Genomic DNA, 17,506 nt, shown 5'->3' on the forward strand with positions numbered 1-17,506 from the left:
CAGATCCGGCATGGTTTGCCCGAAAAGGTGCGGCTCAATCTGTCGCGAACGGCAGGTGCGGCAGCACGCCGCTCACGAATTCGCCGACATCGCCCAAAGGGGCGAGCGCAGCCGACTGCGCCGTCATCCGTTGCCACGTCGACGGTTCCGATCCGATGGCCATCATGGCGCGTGCCCAGCCATCGTGATCGGTCGGCGCGTGGATGAAGGCATTCCCGTTCTCGACCGCGAGCAGGTCGATCGCCCCTACATTCGTGGCGAGGATGACCGGTAGCGCAAAGGCGAGCGCCTCGTTGACGACCAAGCCCCATTGTTCCTCGATACTCGGCAACAGCAGGCAGACCGCGTTCGCCAGATGCAGTGCGACCTCGGCCTGGCCAACGAACCCCGTGAAGTCGACCCAGTCGAGCAGGCCCAGTTCCGCCGCCGTCGCACGCAATTCGCCTTCCAGCGGTCCTCCGCCGCACAATATCAGACGCCGTCGCGACGTCGGATCGATCCGGCGGAACCTGGCATAGGCATGGAGCAGGAAGGCTAGGTTCTTCTTGGGAACATAGCGCGCGACCGCCACGAACGGGCGTGCGGGCCAGGGTTGCGGCGTGGTGCCGGCGGCAAGTGCCCGAATGCGATCGAGCGAGACGGTGTCGTAGCCGGTCGTGATCGGACGTCGCTGCAATCCCAGAAACCGCAGATAGTCGGCCGAACGTCCGCCGGCGGCAAAGCCGCCGCTATAGGGGAACATTAGAAGCCTTTTCATGGCTTCCAGTGCGGCACGGCGTGGCTTGTCGTCATATTTGGAATCCAGCATGACGACAGCGCGTCGGCCGCATGCGCGTGCGGCAAGCGCGGCAAGGAAATGCGACGGCCGTTCGTAACCGGAAAAGAACACCGCCCGGACGTCCGGGCGGGTGACGGCATGTACTAATGCGCGAGCGACATCGGCAACGGGCAGGGTTTCGGTGGGCTTGCTGCCGAACAGCGTGTGTTTTTCAAAGTGGCGCCCGTTGCCGGTCACATCCCAGGCGTAGGTCAGGCTGACGGCGGACAGTTCGATCCCCACCACCCGCGCCCGTCCGGCCAAAGCCTTGCCCACCGCCTCGCATCGATCCATGTGATAGGGACCGAACTGATCCCAGACGAACAATACCCGCGGCAGCGTTTCGCAACTCATCAGCAAGATCTACCGTTTCAGGAGGTGAATTCGATCGGTCCCGGCGATCGGGTCCGGTGCGCGGACGATGCCGTCGCCCGGTGGCGACCGCGGGGTCGATGTCCGGAACGACTACCGGCTACGGCATGGTGCGTGCGACGCCCTCTCCCTGCTTCTTTGCGATCACAATAGGGGTAAACGCAGCGATCGCCAAGCGCCGGCCGACGGTTCCGACCCATAGGGTGCCGGCGACTCATGGCTGGTCACGTTCGCATCACCGGTTTAAGGGCTCGCGCTACGTGCCGGCTTCCGGCTCCCCTGCGCATCCACAACCAGATCGGTGATCATGTTCGACCTCAAAGAAAAGCGGGTTTTCGTCGCGGGCCATCGCGGCATGGTGGGATCCGCGATCGTGCGTCGCCTGGCGTCAGAAGGGTGCGAGGTGCTGACGGCGACGCGTGCGGAACTGGATTTGAAAGACCAGCGCGCCGTACGGGACTGGTTCGCCGCGCAGCGACTGGATGCGGTATTCCTTGCCGCGGCCAAGGTCGGTGGAATCCTCGCGAACGACAGCTTCCCGGCGGACTTCCTCTACGACAATCTGATGATCGAAGCGAACGTCATCGAGGCGGCGCACCGGGCCGACGTCGCCAAGCTGCTGTTCCTCGGATCGAGTTGCATCTATCCCAAGTTCGCCGCGCAGCCGATCGTGGAAGATGCGTTGCTGACCGGCCCGCTCGAGCCGACGAATGAATGGTACGCGATCGCCAAGATCGCCGGCATTAAGCTCGCTCAGGCCTATCGCCGGCAGCACGGACGCGACTTCATCTCAGCGATGCCCACCAACCTCTATGGGCCGGGGGACAATTTCGATCTCCAGTCCAGCCATGTTCTGCCGGCGCTGATCCGCAAGACGCACGAAGCCAAGATGGCGGGTGCTGACAGCATAATGATCTGGGGTACCGGCACGCCGCGGCGCGAGTTCCTGCATGTCGACGACCTCGCCGATGCCTGCGTTTTCCTGATGAAGACCTATTCGGGCGACAGTCACATCAATATCGGCTTCGGCGACGACGTGACGATCCGCGAACTGGCCGAAGCGGTGAAGACCGCGATCGGGTTCGACGGGGCGGTGATCTGCGATACCTCCAAGCCGGATGGCACGCCGCGCAAACTCATGGACAGCAGCCGCCTGGCGGAGGTGGGCTGGCGTCCGCGTACGCCGCTCGATCAGGGCATCGCCAGCGTCTATCGCTGGTTCCTCGATACCGCTCAGGGCTGACGATCGGGGCCAGCGGTTCTGCATGGAAGGCGCGCAGGGCCGGTGACCGGGCAGCCTCGGTTCAGTTGCCTTGGGGCAGATTCCGATACGATGCCGCATCCGGATATACTGCGGTTCATGGCCGCGGCGGGAGCCGTCTGCCCTCGTTCGTACCATCTTGCAGGTGCGTTCCGCACGGTTGACGGTGGGCATCCCGTCGATGCTTCCTCTGTGGCGCGGCCACGGCCGCTGGATCGACAAGCCGTAGCGTTCGTGGATATCAACGGCGTTGCCCGCTGCGCGTGGCCGGCTTACAGCCGGCGCATGAGCAGACAGTTCAGTACGGCGGTTTGGACGCTGGGCGCAGCAATCCTCGTTTTGCTGATAGCAAATGGATCGCCCACCGCCGGATGGGCCGGCGATGCGTCGATGCTCCTGCTCGCGGCGACATTCATCGCGTCGATGATCGCCATGGCGTTCGCCTCGACCAATCATCGGATGCAATTGTCGCTGCAGTTGATGACGATCTATTTTTCGATCTATCTGGTGCTGCCGGGATACAACCACGCTTCGATCAATCTGTTTCCCTTTTTCGGATTCTCTTATTCCCCCGAAGTTCGAACAAGCGCTGCCGTCATCGTCATGCTGTTCATGATCGCGGTGGCGGTTGGCTACATCGTTATGCCGCCGGCGCGCGCGCACGGCCGCCCTGGGGTTGTTGCACATTCGACAGGACGGGTGATCCAGGATAACGGCCTCCTCGGTGTCGTCCTGACGATCGTTTCCCTGATATCGATGGCAGCCTTTGTGAAAGCGATCGGTCTGTCGGCGGCTTTGGGTACACGTGAAACCCTCGACGCCGCCACCAGCGACAACGTCGCCGCTGGATTTGCCGTGGCGGTGCCGCGTGCCGTGACGTTCCTGCCGCTCATCTATGGCACCCTGCTCGTAAAATTTAGCAAGAGTAAGCGTTTGGGAGTATTACTGCTACTGATCAACACACCAATATTTTTGGTAGTGAACTTTCCCCTTTCCTTGCCGCGAAGTCAGGTTTTTGGTATAATAATCCTGTTCTTGCTGCTCATTGTCAATTTCAAGAAAGTTTCCGCCCGAAGCGTCCTGAGCAGTGCGTATGTGTTCGGCGCCTTGATCGCCATGCCTGTGCTGAACCATTTCAGCCGCCGCGGCGGTACGCTTGCGGACCTTAATTTGCGCCAAGTGACATCATCATATTTCGAGTCGGGTGATTTCGACGGTTATCAGTCCGTTGCAAATTCCGTTGTGTATGTAGATTTGTATCACCATACTGCTGGCGTCCAGCTGTTGTCGGCGATCCTGTTTTTTGTGCCGCGCTCGATATGGCCCGGAAAGGGCGAACCGACCGGGCAGCTGACGTCGGAAGCGGTAGGGTATACCTTTACCAACATCTCGCAGCCGCTTCCCAGCGAGTTCTATGTCGATTTTGGCTGGGCGGGTGTGATCATCGGCGGATTATTGCTCGGAATGGTGTTCAGCCGACTGGATCGGTGGATCGATCGTGGCTGGGTCACCGATCATCGTACCAGGCTGGCCGCAGGATGGCTGATGGGTTTCGGGCTCACCGTGTTTCGCGGTACGCTGCTCGGCGTGTTGCCGCCGTTCGTGATCGTGGCTCTTGGCCTGTGGGTGATAGCGCGCTGGGGAATGCAGCCTATCCGGCAAATGGAACGAGAGGATCTCGGATAAGCGGAAGCTGCGCGTTGCCATTATATATTACATGTGGCCCCACTACCGTCGGCCGTTGATGTAGACGCTGGAACAATCGGACGCCTTCGAGTTCACGTTCTACGGTAGCGGTAAGTCTTTCCAAGGCATCGAGCATGTCGATACCGTATTGGTACGCCATTTCATAACAGCACCGCTGCTATATTTTCGGGGAAAGATGTGGCAGCCGACCGGTATCAGGGTTGCGGCATCGGGGGGTTTACGATGCGATCATCTACCTTGGTGATCCCAACGTAATTTCCACCTGGATCGGTGCCGCTCTGGCGCAGCTCCGGAAAACACCGGTCGTTTTCTGGGGGCATGGCTGGAAGCGCCCGGAAGCCATGGTGAAAAAGACGCTTCGCAGGATGTTCTATAGTCTTGCGGATCATTTTTTCGTTTATGCCTCGCGCAGCAAACGCCTTGGCGTGATGAATGGCGCGTCGCCGGAGCGGATCACGGTCGTCTACAACAGTCTCGATCTGGATGTGGCGGACGATGTCGTTAGGCGGATCGAGGCCAAGGGGTTGAACGATACGCGACCAGGCACTGTTCGTCCACCAGGATCGCCCGTTGCTGATATGTTCGGCACGGATCACGCGTTTATGCCGGTTCGACCTGCTGCTGGATGCCGCGGCATTGCTGGCGAAGCGCCGGAGGGCGGTGAATATACTGCTCGTGGGTAACGGACCGGAACGGCAGGCGTTGGAAGATCAGGCTCACTCGCTGGGCGTGGACGTCCATTTCTATGGATCATGCTATGATGAGAATATCACAGGGCAGATGATATACTGGGCGGACTGGACGGTTTCTCCGGGAAAGGTCGGGCTGACCGCGGTTCATAGCCTGATGTATGGTACGCCTGTCATCACGCATGGCGATCTGGACTGGCAAATGCCGGAGGCGGATGCGATTGGTCCCGGGCGTACCGGTGTCTTTTTCGTCCGCAACGATGGGGCAAGCCTGGCCGATACGATCATGGAATGGCTGGATACCGCCGATCGCGACAGGGTGCGTGCCGCTTGCCGTCATATTGTCCATGAGAAATGGAACTCGTTGTCCATGAGAAATGGAACTCGCAGATCCAGACCGAGATTATCGAACAGGCGCTGCTCAAGATCCTGCAAAAGGACAAGGATATGGTGAGGGATCGCTGATCGCGAGAGGTGTCCGGCATGGACAAGGCGCCTTGGTGGCCCGGGGCGTTGGTCATCGTTGGGGAAGAACGCCGATGCAATCAGGTCGGGAAACGATCGGGCAGCAAAATGGTCAACCCTTGCAATCGGCCCGCCGTGATCGACTGTCGGGTTGTTGGAGACAGGTATAGATGAATATCCTTGCGAAAACTGGCTGGCCGGCTTGGCTGTTGTCGATATCCATGTCGATGACCCTGGCGTCATCGGCGATCTGCAGTGCATCCGATCCGCGCACGGACTGGCAAGGCCTTGCGACGGCCGCACGCGATGTCGTCGCGCAGGAGTCGCCCGCCGCCGCATTCCCGTTCAGAACGGCAAAGACGGGTGAAGGAAAGGCGCTGGTGATCGCGCATTACTTTCCATTTTTTCCCTTGTCTTACGAAGGGCTGCCTCCCGACAAGGATTATTACGCCACGCAATATCTGACGGCGTCGGGCGAAAACGGTAAATATGCGCGGCAGGGCGGGTTTTTGCGGGAGCGTCCACTTCCTGCGCCGTTCCGGTCGACGCCGCGATTTCACGACACCAACTTTGCCGTCGACGTGGCGCGCGCCGCCCGCATCGGCATTGATGGTTTTGGCGTCAATCTTCTCAACTTCACTGATACGATGTTCCTGCCGACCGCGCGCAAGCTCCTTGATGCGGCGCACGCATCGGGTACCGGATTCAAGGTTTTTCCCGAACCGGACATGAGCGTAGTTGCCGGGCTGTCGCCCGCTGGACTGGCCGACGCGCTCATGCCGTTCGCGACGCATCCGGCGGCATTGCGGGTTGACGGAAAATTGTTGGTGATGCCGATCGCCGCGGAAAGATATCCCGTCGCTTTCTGGCGGCAATTGACCACGATCATGGGCGAACGGGGGCACCCGATCGCGTTGATGCCGTGCTACTACGATCCGGCGACCGCTACGATGGCAAAGTTGCGCGATGTGAGCTGGGGCATGACGTTCTGGGGAACGCGGGGACCAGCGGCAGGCGATAATGCCAGGGAAGTGATCACCGGTGTCGAAAAGCTGAAATATTCCAACTGGATGATTCCGGTATCGCCACAAGATTCTCGTCCGAAGGATTTGGCGGCGTTTGAGGCGGGAAATTCACGATCCTACAGGAATCAGTGGGATGTCGCGATCGACCTGGGTGCCAAACAGGTCCAGATCGTCACATGGAACGACTATTCGGAAACGTCCGAAATCTCGCCGTCCAGCTTTTCCCAATTCGCATTCTACGATCTAACGGCCTATTATATAGCCTGGATCAAAGCGCGACAGGCTCCTGCCCTGATGCGTGACGCATTCTATTTCATCCAGCGGCGGCAAATATTTCGGCCGGACGCGGCGGCTCCGGGAGCGCGTTGGACACGGACAGGGGATGCGCCATGGACCAACGATATCGAAGTGGTAGCCTTGCTCACGAAACCGGGCGAGATGGTCCTGCAATCGGGCGATGCCGTCGTTCGGAAAGTCGTAGGTTCGGGGTTGCAGACCATTCGCGTCCCGGCCATCCCGGGCACGGCGGTCGTCACCCTGTACCGCGACCGGCGCGTGGTGCAGCAGTTGAAAAGCCCCATCTCGATCGATCCGCGACCCGGTCTGCGCGATCCGACCTATGGCGGTAGTTCGTCTTTGCGTTTACCGACGGATACTCCGGGCGCGTAATGGCTGTCATTGCCGACGGAGATTTGGGAGGACCGGACAGCGGCCCAGTCGGTGATGGACGGCGGCCAGTCTTCAGGCGTAATTGCCGAACGACGCGTACCGATCGGAATGGAATTGTTCGAATGAGTCTTGGCCAAGCCGTACGTACCGGGGCGGTTATCGCCGCTGCGCTGTTCCCGTCGGGTGCGGCGAGCGCTCAAACCCGATCCACGCGGGATACTGCCACCGCATATGGCGCCCGTCTGACCGCCGACGCGACGCCGGCCGCGGCCAACCGGCACCGGGTTAACAACCGCCTCAACAACCGGATCAACAACCGCCTCAGTCTGCGGATCGAGCGATATACGCCAACGACGCTGGCGGACCCCAATGCCGCATATACGGTGTCGCGCGATGATGGTACGCGCAACAACCCGACAGCGACGGCGGGTGGCACATCTTTGCAGCGTACGAACCGCCCCGCCCAAGGCAGGTCAAGCGTTCCGATCGCGCCGGAGGACAATTTGCAGAACAGCACCGAACGGTAACGAGCATCGTACCTCCACGCTGAAACAGTTTGAAAACCTGCCTTTACGCATACAGTCGCCAATTGGATTAAGCACCCCGCTTTATGGCCAAGATAATCCTTTGCTGCATGAATTATCGCCCTGAAATCATATCAACGGGTAAATACACCTTCGAACTCTGCGAGTATCTTGCCGGCAGGGGGCATGATGTGGAGGTGATTACTACCGCACCGCATTATCCGGGGTGGAAGACGTTTTCTGGATATAGCGCATGGAGATATTCTTCGGAGCGTCTGCATGGTGTAAAGGTCTGGCGTATTCCGATGTACCTCAACGAAGCCGCCGCTGGATTGGCGCGCTTGCTCATGCCGTTGAGCTGGTCGATCATGGCGACGCCAGTCCTTCTGTGGCGGGCGTTATGGAAAAAACCGGCGATTATCATCGCGGTGCAACCGACGATCACAAATGCACCATCGGTGGTCTTGGCTTCCTTCCTGTGTGGAGCGCGGCCTATCCAGCATGTTCAGGATCTGGAAATCGATACCGCGCTGGCTGTCGGGCACGTCCGGGCAGGCAAGGGCGTCATTCGTTTCGTGTTCGCCGTCGAACGATGGATTATGCGCCGGTTCGACAGGGTCATCACGATCTCGTCGCAGATGCGGTCTCGTCTGATTGCGAAAGGATTGGCGCCGGATCGGATTAAGATCGTGCGAAACTGGGTCGATACTGAGTTGGTGTATCCGTTGGCTAGGCCCAGTTCCTATCGGGAGGAACTGGGCATTTCCCCCGAGACGTTCGTAGTACAATATTCGGGGCAGATGGGACGCAAGCAGGCGTTGAATGTCATCATCCGAGCGGCCGAACAGATGCTCGGGGACGCGCGCTTTCTCTTTCTGCTCGCTGGGAACGGGCCGATGCGTCCGGAGCTGGAAGCGGCCGCCACGCGGCTGCCGAACATCCGCTTGCTGCCATTGCAGCCGACCGAGCGACTGGGGGAATTTCTGAACCTAGCGGACTGCCATATCCTTCCGCAGGAACAAGGCGTAAGTGAACTCGTCCTGCCATCCAAGCTGGGTGGCATGCTCGCCAGTGGCAAGCGCATCCTGATTACGGCGGACGAGGACAGCGAACTTGCCGATTTCCTCGGCGGTGCCGCCATATTCACCCCACCGGGCGATGTCGATGCGGTCATGCGGGCGCTGCAAGATATGATCGATACGCCGGATACTAGTGCATCGTTGCGCATCGAGCGCACGCAGGCGCTCGATGCGTCGACGCTACTCCCCGCGTTCGAACGCGCGCTTGGGATTTAAGCGGGTCAGAATGCGTTTTGGTGAAAGATGACGCGGAATGTCAGGAACAGGATTTTGAGATCGCGCCAAAACGACCATGACTGAAGATATTCAATGTCCGAACTGAGCCGGTTGAGCAGATCATCCTCAAACTCGGTATTCCCGCGATAACCCCTGATCTGTGCCAGTCCGGTCAGGCCCGGTTTGGCCGCATGTCGGCTCCAGTAACGCTGATCGACTTCCCAATAGAGTTTGGACGCGGCGCGCGCACCTGTCGCATGCGGGCGGGGCCCGACCAGGCTCATCCGGCCAGTCAGGACCTGGATAAGCTGGGGCAGTTCGTCGATGCTCGTCTTGCGGAGGAACTTCCCGATGCGGGTCACGCGATCGTCGTTGCGCGCAGTAAGCCGGTCGGCGTTCTTGTCGCATGCTTCCGTCCGCATACTGCGGAACTTGTAGATATTGAACAGGCGATTGCCCCGTCCGATCCGCGCCTGCTTAAACAAGACCGGTCCTGGACTGTCAATTTTGATGAGCACGGTAACTACGACCATCAAGGGTGCGAGCAGTATCAATGCCAGAGTTGCAACGACGAGGTCGAACAGTCGCTTCACTGCCCGATTGGGCAGGCTGAGCGGTCCGATCGCCACGATGACCGATGGTGCATTCCGATCCGGCCCCAAGCCAATGGGAGACAATGGCCGAAGCTCATCGACGATGATTTCCGCCTGGATGTGCGCCCCTTGCAGGGCCTGCGTCCAGCTTGCCCGACGTTCCGCGGGACATGCGACGACGACCCGGTCAGCCAGCATTAACGAACTTGCCAGTCGATCGTAGGTGAGCGGATCATGTACGTCGGGATCGAAAAAGGACTCCGCCATGATGACGATGGAGAAATCTCCCGGAGGAACCGCTTCGTTTCCATCGCGTATCAAAATTGCGTTGAACGGATTCCCGCCGATCAGTCGAGATAACCTGGGTACGATAAAGTAGCGCCCTATGGCTAGGCAGAACAATGTCGCTGCCGAACCTACCGATATCGTCAGTCGAGGGAAGAAATCGGCACTCTTCAGATAGAATGCGATCAGAATAAGCAGTCCAACCGAGGCAACGAGCGAACGACAGCTTTTGACGATCGCAGTAAACGGATTGCTGAGCGCATAGGAGTGAAAGGCATGGTTGCCCATCGCGATCACGGCATAGGTGGGAATCAGGGCGGTCGTGAAGATTACCCAGCCATAGCCACTTGCGCCGCAGACGATCGCTGCAAGGGTGAAGACGAGGCCGATGATCAGGATGTCGCTGCTGCTCAGCAACAGGATGGCCCGATTGTGCAGCGTGCTGCTACGCGTGCGCCACTGTGTACTCGCGCCATCGGACTTTTTTGGTCCGGTCGGCGGAAGATCCCTTGGCTCCAGTTCCATCATTCCTGAATGTACCGACGTATGCAACATAGTTGGGGAAGCTCACAGGACAGGCTTTTGGATCACGAGGCAATCCAGAATTGCGCCTAAGGTCTATTGCATAATAGTACAACCGGTCACTCCAATTTACCGCCGATGGGCGAGACGAAGGCCGGGCACCATCTCGCGCCAGACGCCCAAGCCGCATGCGCGACGAGTTTGTTGCATGAGCCTTGCCATACCCGCGTGGCGGGGAAGACTGGACGCCGACGACAAGCCGCCGATATCGCGGGTAACCCGGTCAGCGGCGCACGCCCCGCCATCGCCGGCAGATGACGGCGGGTGAGATGGTCAAGGAACAGATCACGGAAGCGGTATCAATTCCATCCTGTTGATTTGCCCACTGGATCCACCGACCGAGTCCGACGGTCGGGCGACGAGATTCAGCGTCTGCCTGGGACAGGCTAATGGGACCGTTACCGTACCGGAAAACACGCCATTGTCAGCCGCAGAATCGGGAAGGGGGACGCGCCCCAGCTCCTTGCCATTCTGACACGCAAGGCTCCAATAAGGTCTGGCATCGTTAGGCTGATCGATGCCGCTCGTATGGCCGGTCAGCCGGTATGTCCCGGGCGGCAGCAACTGATCCTGGCGCAGCAATACGCCTCCGATACTCGGCGATACGGAAAAATCAAACACGCCGGTGGACATGCTGGATGCGATGCCATTGTCGTTGCTTGGCACCCAATCGAACTGGGAAGGTGTTTCGCCGGCACCCGAGAACCGCGGATCGCGTGATCGCTCGCGTACCGCGCCGGGACGGATCAGGGCATAATAGTTCCAGGCGCTGTCGTTCTTGCCGGCGCCTAGCAACACATCGACGACCCGGTTCTGCGCGGTCGCTGCAACGGGAACCCGGGCACGTTGCAGCGCCATGAACAACGACGCCATCGCAACGGGATCGCTATCCTTATCCCCGGCGACATAATCGATAAAATTGTCGCGCCAGATCGGGTTTTTGGCGAGAGTCTGCACTAGTGCCGGACGGATGCCGTCATCCGCGCTGGCCTGACGGAGCACCGGATAGAGAAGCTCCTTCATTTTCGGCATGGTGCGTAGGGCAATGTCATGCTGCCGCAGCGCATCAGCAACGTCGTCGCGCCGCACCGCGTCTTCGATCGCCCATAATTGCGTGCGCTGGTCGCGGCGCGTGAGCAACTGCGCATAGTGGAACAGTCGTCGCGCCGCAGCTATGTCGCCGCGCGCTTCCGCATTCACGCCCAATGCCGTGATGGCCGGCACGGCCATCGGGTCCTGCAACAGCGCGCGGCGGGCCAGTCGTTCGCCACGCGCGCGCTTGGACGCATCCGCGATGTCCGTGGTCGCTGTCGCAATCGCCGCCCTGCCGGACAGTCGACCATCATAAGGCGCAAGGCGATATGCCAGTAGCGGATTGCTGGTCGCCTGCGCGCAGGCCAGCGCGAAAGTTACGCCGAAATAGCCAATGCTCGCGACAATGGCTGCCAGCACCCCGCGCACGGCCCATTCCTGCCCGGATCGCGCTGCAATGGGTCGGGAAGCGGACATGGCCTAGGTATTGGCCTTGTCGGCACGACCATAGCCATAGCCATATTCATAACCATATCCCGAATTGGCCTTATGAGCTTCGAACTTGGTCAGAACACCACCGAACACATGGACGTTCGCATTGGCCAGGCGGCTGAGTGCGGTCTTCACCAGCGTCGCCCGGATACCACGCGATTCAATAGCATAGATGACGCCTTCGACCTTACTCGCGATCAACGGCGCATCGGCCAGCCCCATGACTGGGGGCGAATCCACCACGACATGATCGTATTCCTCGAGTAATCGGTTGAGCAGCACGCCCAACCGGTCGCCGGTCAACAGTTCGGCCGCATTTGGCGGGATGGGACCCGCCGACATGGCGGTGAAGCCGAGGTCGCTCATCGGGAATGTCAGCGAGGGAATGTCGTTTTCCCCGGCCAGGAAATTGCTGAGCCCGCGATTATGGTCGACGCCGCCCAGATGGTGGACGGACGGCGAGCGCATGTCTCCATCGACCAGGATCACTCGGCGCTGTGCCCGGGCAAGCATAGTGGCGAGCGACAATGCGGTAGTCGATTTGCCTTCCCCAGGACGAGTGGAGGTGACGGCGAACGAACGCGGGATCCCATGCGCGGTGGTGAAACCGAGATTGGTCTGCACCGCGAGATACGCATCGACCATATCGGATTTGCGGTCGAGCAGCACGTCGCGCGGGTTGAGGCCGTCACCCACCTTCGGCACCGATCCGAGGAGCGGAAGGTCGAACTGGTGTTCGATCTCCGCCGGATCGGCGATCGCTTCGTCCATCTGTTCGAGGCAGAAGGCAACGAGAACCCCGAGGCCAAGGCCTGCCAGCAAGGCGATTGCAAGGTTGAGCAACAGACGGGGGCGCGACGGCTTTTGCGGTACGTCGGCGGTATCCACTACCGAGATGTTGTTGATGCCGACCCCGCCGGCGACGCCGATCTCCTTGTAGCGCTGGAGCAGTCCATCATAGAGTGCTCGGTTCGTATCTACTTCTTGCTGATAGATATTATACTGGATGGAACGTCGGCGCAGGTCGAGATAGCTGGATTTCAACTGGTCTACACGCGCCTTGAGGGCATTTTCGCGCGCTTGCGCTTCGCGGTAATCGGCGAGCTGGGACCCGCTGACTCGGCTTTCCTCGCGTGCGATCGACCGGTCGAGTTGATCGATCTGTGCCTTCAGCGCACGTGCCGCCGGATATTCCGGCTCGAACTGCACCATGAGCTTTTGATAGTTAGCGGCAAGTTCGGCGCGCTGCTGCCGAAGTGCACTGATGGCCGAATTTCGCAATGCTTCCGTCGACGCACCCGCACGACCGGCCTGCTGATAGCGGGCCTCGGCCTGAATGCGTTCCGTGATCGCCTGCGAGAGTGCCGCATTGAGCGTGGCGAGGTCGTCGGCAACAATCGAGCGTTCGGACGTCGCCGGGCCGTTGGTACTGCCGCTCTGTGTCGGCAGGTTTATGATCTGCTGCTGCGATGCGTAGTTGACGAGTTGGCGCTGCGATTCATCAAGCCGTTCCTTGGCTTGGCCAAGTTGCCGCTGAAGAAGATTGCGACCGTAGGATGTCGCCTGACTTTTCCGTTCGAGGTTGGTCTGAATATATGCATCGGCCCATGAATTGGCTACGCGCGCAGAAAAGGTCGCATTCGGGCTGGTGAAAAATATGTCCACTAGGCGCGACAATCGTGCCGGCGAGATATCAACATTGTTGCGCAGCAATTCTCCCGCGATACGCAGCCGTGCAGCCCGCCCCGCCGCGGTATAGCGATTGTTGATCCGCGCAAACGCCTTCTCACCATCCTTTCCGACGCCGAACATTTCGAAGAAACGCGGATCGTCGGTCAGTTGCAACTGGGTGGCGACCCGTTCGCTAAGGCTGCGCGATTTCAACAGCCCATACTGGGTCTGGTAGAATTCCTGGTCTACCTGGCTGTTGTTGCGCTCAACGCCCTGAAAGCTGGTGACCTGATTTCCCTCGCGCGATATTTCTATCTGCGCGGTCGCCGTATATTGCGGCGTCATCAGCAGCGTAATGATTAGGCCGGTGATGGCGCAGGCGGCGACGACCCCCAGGATGACCCATCGCCACCGGTTGGCGATACGCCAATACTGACGGATCAGTGGCGTCTCGCTTGCCTGTGATCCGGCTATCCCGGGGAACGCATCCTTCGGACCGTGAGCGGCGCCCATATTCGATTTGGCCAAGTTCATGAGACGCCCTTAATTCAAGATGGCGATCAGCGGGGCAGCGAGTAGCGGCGACACGGATACGAAGTCGCGGAACAGGCGCCGTTGCGGTGAATCGCCGACGATGATGACGTCGTTGGCATAGACAGGCGGATCATTATAGGCGCCGCGGCGTATGGCGTCGATATTGTACAGGCCTGCCATTCTACGCGTACCTACGGTGCGCAGGATCACGATATCGTCCTGTTTGGCAAATTCGGAAAGGCCCTTGGCCGATGCCACGACGCGCATGAGCGTCATCTGATTGGTGACGGGATACAGACCTGGTTCGACGACCTGGCCATCGATCGTGACCACCTGGCTGACCGAACTCTTGATGTTGACCGTCACTTTCGGATTGCGAACGTGGCTTGCCTGCAACGCAGCGGCGATCGCCTCTCCCAACTCGCTGGCGGTCTTGCCGCGCGCGTCGATCGTGCCGGCCAGTGGCATCGCGATGCGACCACTGGCGTCGACCTGTATCTCCCGTTCGAGTTCGGGGATCCCGAAAACATCGACCTCGATGGTATCGAGCGGACCGATGAGAGAGGGGCGGTCGGCGGCAGTCAGATCGTCACGTCCCGGTGCGGGGAGCACGTCGGTTTCCACGACCGTCAAATCGCTGCTAGAACGGATCCTGTCAGGAGCACCACAGGCAGTAACCGCGAGGACGAGCGCAAGGCTCGAAACGGCAAAGATCTTGCGCATATTGTCTGATTTCCAACGCATCGGCGAGCAGTTTCGACCACCTATATCGAGCGTTCTGCTTGTGGTAAACTCGAAGGGCGGCGAGTTGTCCATCCCCACGCAAGTAGAGCGGCGGCGAGGGCCGTCGTGGCTGACATCAGCGGCGCACGGGCAGGATAATCGACCAAGCTGGCCACGAACACCAGCGCCAGGACGGCAGATCCGAAGCGGGCGCGTACGATCTGTCCTGCCGCAGGATCGTGTTCGCGCAACGAGCGCCACACGACCACGCTGGCATGCAGCCACCAGAATAGCGCCAGCAACAGAACCAGCAGTCCCGGCAATCCTCCCTCCAGCACCGCCGCCAGCACATCGTTATGTGCCTGGTTAAAATAGGTCGGTTTCAACAGTTCGAACGGTTCGTAGCGACGGAACACCGGATCGAAGTCGCCCATGCCGATACCGACGGGGAAATGGTCGCGCGTCATCATTAGGATCGTCGGCAAGCCCCGCGCACGCATATCCTCCGCAAACTGTCCTCCCATCGCCCGGTCGATCGAATCCGCACGGCCCGACACGAAGCTTAGCGTGATCGCAGACGCTGCGAGGAGCAGGCTGGCGGCGATCAGGGTCGGCACCACCCAGCGCGGGCGCCCGATCAGCAAGCCGCGGATGTTCTCACGTACGGTCAACGGGCCGAGGATCAGCGCTGCGAACGTGGCCGTCGTGCCGGCCCGCGACCCGCTCGCCAGAGCGGTCAGGACGAACAGCACCGGAAGGCCAAGGGCAACGGCGCCGCGCCAGCCAATCCCCCTGGATTTGTCGAGCGACCAGGCAAAGACCGCCACGCAGCCGATAGCAAGGAACAGAGCGAAATGATTCCGGTTTCCGAAGATGCCGCTGACATCGTAGCGATAGCCGATGAGCGGTTGTTCGAACCGGTTACCGGAAAACTGGACCAGACCGACCAGTGCCGCGCCCGTGACAAGTGCCACGATCAGCCCGAGCAACCATCCGCGCGAGCTTTCCTTCAGCCCCGCAACGAGCAATAACACCGCGGCGGGCGTTGCCAGCGCGAATAGCGCGTTCAGCGTTGCGCCCGGTACGACCGCGATCGGCCGCCAGGGTTGCGCCTGGCCGGAAACGCGCGCCGCCTCCGACAAGGCGGCATGTCCGGGCAGCGCCTGCCAGATCGCCGGCGGCAGCGGTATGAGCTGGACGAGCGGCACCAGCGCGATCGCCATGAGCAGCCACAGCACGGCCTTGCTGTCCGATGCGGGCGGTGGCGCAAGCAGCACTGCGAAGAACAGCGTGCCCCAGGTGACGAACTGCACCAGTATTTGGCCCGGCACCTCGTTGCGCGACGATCCGCCGGCAAACCACAGCATAGCGAACAATAGCACAAGGAGAACGGGCGGCAGGCCGGGCAAGCCGCGCCTGTGCATTGGGGAACGCTTGCTAACCACTACGGATCAATGGATTGCGCCGGTCACCGCGCAATACGGAGCGACCATACGTTCCCGCCTTGTCGATAACAGATTACTGGGCAAAGCGGAAACCATGCCGGTGCCTTAGAGTGTAGATTCCGGAGGGGCAATAGCGTGGTATATCCGGTATCGTGGCTACCGGCTGACTCTCCACCCGGTTTTCGGCCGTCGAAGGCGCTGCCCCGCCAGCCTTGGCGAATGCCCTTGCCCGGTACGATCGACCAAGCCGGGAAGTGCGCCGCAGCGCATGCGAAGACATATCCTGCTCGAAAGCACGAATTGCGGGGGTCACGTCAGTCACGTCAATGACGCCCTCGTTGGTCCATGACGCCGCCATCCCACGCTCGATGAGCCATGGCTCGTTGGGCAACACGGCGTGCCGCATGGCCATGCCAACCGACACGGCTGAGAGATCCAGCATGGTAAGATGGAAGCCCGGCACCGTCCTGCTTGCGACATCGATCATCAGGGTCAGCCACGGCCGGCCGATCGGCTGGCGGCATTCGTCATCTACCACGATCATGTCGACCAGCGTGTGATCTGACTGCACGAGTTCGATCGCGTAATTCGCCTCGAGGCGTCCTCGCACGGGTCGGTATTGGTCAGCAGCAGCTTTCGCGCCTTCGCGCGTCATCACGACCTGCCTGGGCGACAGGGCATTGATACGAGTCACTATGACTTTGGTACTCGGAACGGGCATTCTGCCTTCGCGCACTCGTGACAAAGCCAGCGTCGCACATCGGCCACGGATGGCTTCTCCACCATAAGATAGCACTCAGCCAGCGCTCACCAATCAGCGACTCCCGGTCATTTGAAAGGCGGCGTTCGCCCTTGATCCGTCCGCGCTTCGCAGGCAGCAGGGTTGCCGCTTGTGGGACGGCACGATAGTCGCGGATGAGTCGAACGGGCGGGAGCGCCCAATGCCCAACGTCGTCATCGCTGCGACGGTAACAGCCGTATCGATGCGGGTTTTGGAAGCAAGCGGCCGGATAATTAGCTCACGACGAAGGGCATCTTCCCAGTCCCCGTCACTGGCTGCATCCGGTCTCACTTCGCGCATCGGTCCATGACCTCACCGCTGAATCTAATGGCATGAATAGTCCGGTATTTCAGTTCGCCAGTCCAGCATTTCAAGAGCGGACTGCGGATCAATCGACCAACCATCCGTCAGTCCAGTGTTTTAGGGTCCGGACCCAATAACCGGCTTCCGTTGGATGCCTGATGGTGATTCACTACCTTTGTGAGGAGGTAGTGAAATGGCGGATTTCTTCTGGTTTTCCGATGCGCAGTGGGAGCGGATCGCG

13 protein-coding genes and 1 pseudogene are annotated in these 17,506 nt (G+C 60.2%); 7 read left to right on the forward strand and 7 right to left on the reverse strand.

Features of this window, described 5'->3' with window-relative positions:
* Nucleotides 1-34: 34 nt before the first annotated feature.
* On the reverse strand, nucleotides 35-1,171 hold the full coding sequence (locus tag M9979_RS15020; RefSeq protein WP_254290170.1) for a glycosyltransferase: 1,137 nt from the start codon (nucleotides 1,169-1,171) through the stop codon (nucleotides 35-37).
* 325 nt (nucleotides 1,172-1,496) lie between these two features.
* On the opposite strand from M9979_RS15020, the gene fcl reads away from it, so the two are divergent.
* The 7 genes and pseudogenes from fcl (at nucleotide 1,497) to M9979_RS15050 (ending at nucleotide 8,824) form a co-directional block, all read left to right on the forward strand.
* Nucleotides 1,497-2,432: a GDP-L-fucose synthase gene (fcl, locus tag M9979_RS15025; RefSeq protein WP_254290171.1), complete on the forward strand. Its 936-nt coding sequence runs from the start codon at nucleotides 1,497-1,499 to the stop codon at nucleotides 2,430-2,432.
* Nucleotides 2,433-2,549: 117 nt separating this feature from the next.
* Nucleotides 2,550-4,136, forward strand: coding sequence for an O-antigen polymerase (locus tag M9979_RS15030; protein WP_254290172.1), 1,587 nt, complete (start codon nucleotides 2,550-2,552; stop codon nucleotides 4,134-4,136).
* Nucleotides 4,137-4,357: 221 nt separating this feature from the next.
* Nucleotides 4,358-4,840: a glycosyltransferase gene (locus tag M9979_RS15035; RefSeq protein ID WP_254290173.1), complete on the forward strand. Its 483-nt coding sequence runs from the start codon at nucleotides 4,358-4,360 to the stop codon at nucleotides 4,838-4,840.
* Nucleotides 4,728-5,093 (forward strand): annotated as a pseudogene (locus tag M9979_RS17450) (glycosyltransferase); the annotation flags it as partial. The gene M9979_RS15035 and the pseudogene M9979_RS17450, both read left to right, overlap by 113 nt.
* 388 nt (nucleotides 5,094-5,481) lie before the next feature.
* Nucleotides 5,482-7,005, forward strand: coding sequence for an endo-1,3-alpha-glucanase family glycosylhydrolase (locus M9979_RS15040; protein WP_254290174.1), 1,524 nt, complete (start codon nucleotides 5,482-5,484; stop codon nucleotides 7,003-7,005).
* Nucleotides 7,006-7,127: 122 nt separating this feature from the next.
* Complete coding sequence (locus M9979_RS15045; protein ID WP_254290175.1) at nucleotides 7,128-7,532, forward strand: hypothetical protein; 405 nt, start codon at nucleotides 7,128-7,130, stop codon at nucleotides 7,530-7,532.
* Between the two features lie 83 nt (nucleotides 7,533-7,615).
* A complete protein-coding gene (locus tag M9979_RS15050) occupies nucleotides 7,616-8,824 on the forward strand; it encodes a WcaI family glycosyltransferase (RefSeq protein ID WP_254290176.1) in 1,209 nt (402 codons plus the stop codon).
* Nucleotides 8,825-8,829: 5 nt separating this feature from the next.
* Here the strand turns inward: M9979_RS15050 and M9979_RS15055 are convergent, their stop codons facing one another.
* The 6 genes from M9979_RS15055 to M9979_RS15080 all read right to left on the reverse strand — a co-directional run bounded on the left by M9979_RS15055 (nucleotide 8,830) and on the right by M9979_RS15080 (nucleotide 16,875).
* A complete protein-coding gene (locus M9979_RS15055) occupies nucleotides 8,830-10,230 on the reverse strand; it encodes a sugar transferase (RefSeq protein ID WP_254290177.1) in 1,401 nt (466 codons plus the stop codon).
* Nucleotides 10,231-10,569: 339 nt separating this feature from the next.
* Nucleotides 10,570-11,745 carry a hypothetical protein gene (locus tag M9979_RS15060; RefSeq protein WP_254290178.1) on the reverse strand — a complete coding sequence of 392 codons (1,176 nt, stop codon included), beginning with the start codon at nucleotides 11,743-11,745 and terminating at the stop codon, nucleotides 10,570-10,572.
* A 51-nt stretch (nucleotides 11,746-11,796) separates the two neighbouring features.
* Complete coding sequence (locus M9979_RS15065) at nucleotides 11,797-14,013, reverse strand: GumC family protein (RefSeq protein WP_254290179.1); 2,217 nt, start codon at nucleotides 14,011-14,013, stop codon at nucleotides 11,797-11,799.
* Between the two features lie 9 nt (nucleotides 14,014-14,022).
* Nucleotides 14,023-14,736: a polysaccharide biosynthesis/export family protein gene (locus tag M9979_RS15070; protein WP_254290180.1), complete on the reverse strand. Its 714-nt coding sequence runs from the start codon at nucleotides 14,734-14,736 to the stop codon at nucleotides 14,023-14,025.
* Nucleotides 14,737-14,777: 41 nt separating this feature from the next.
* On the reverse strand, nucleotides 14,778-16,103 hold the full coding sequence (locus tag M9979_RS15075; protein ID WP_254290181.1) for an O-antigen ligase family protein: 1,326 nt from the start codon (nucleotides 16,101-16,103) through the stop codon (nucleotides 14,778-14,780).
* A 151-nt stretch (nucleotides 16,104-16,254) separates the two neighbouring features.
* Complete coding sequence (locus M9979_RS15080) at nucleotides 16,255-16,875, reverse strand: hypothetical protein (RefSeq protein WP_254290182.1); 621 nt, start codon at nucleotides 16,873-16,875, stop codon at nucleotides 16,255-16,257.
* Nucleotides 16,876-17,506 lie beyond the last annotated feature (631 nt).

It is taken from the genome of Sphingomonas liriopis, from assembly GCF_024211255.1.
Classification (GTDB): domain Bacteria; phylum Pseudomonadota; class Alphaproteobacteria; order Sphingomonadales; family Sphingomonadaceae; genus Sphingomonas; species Sphingomonas liriopis.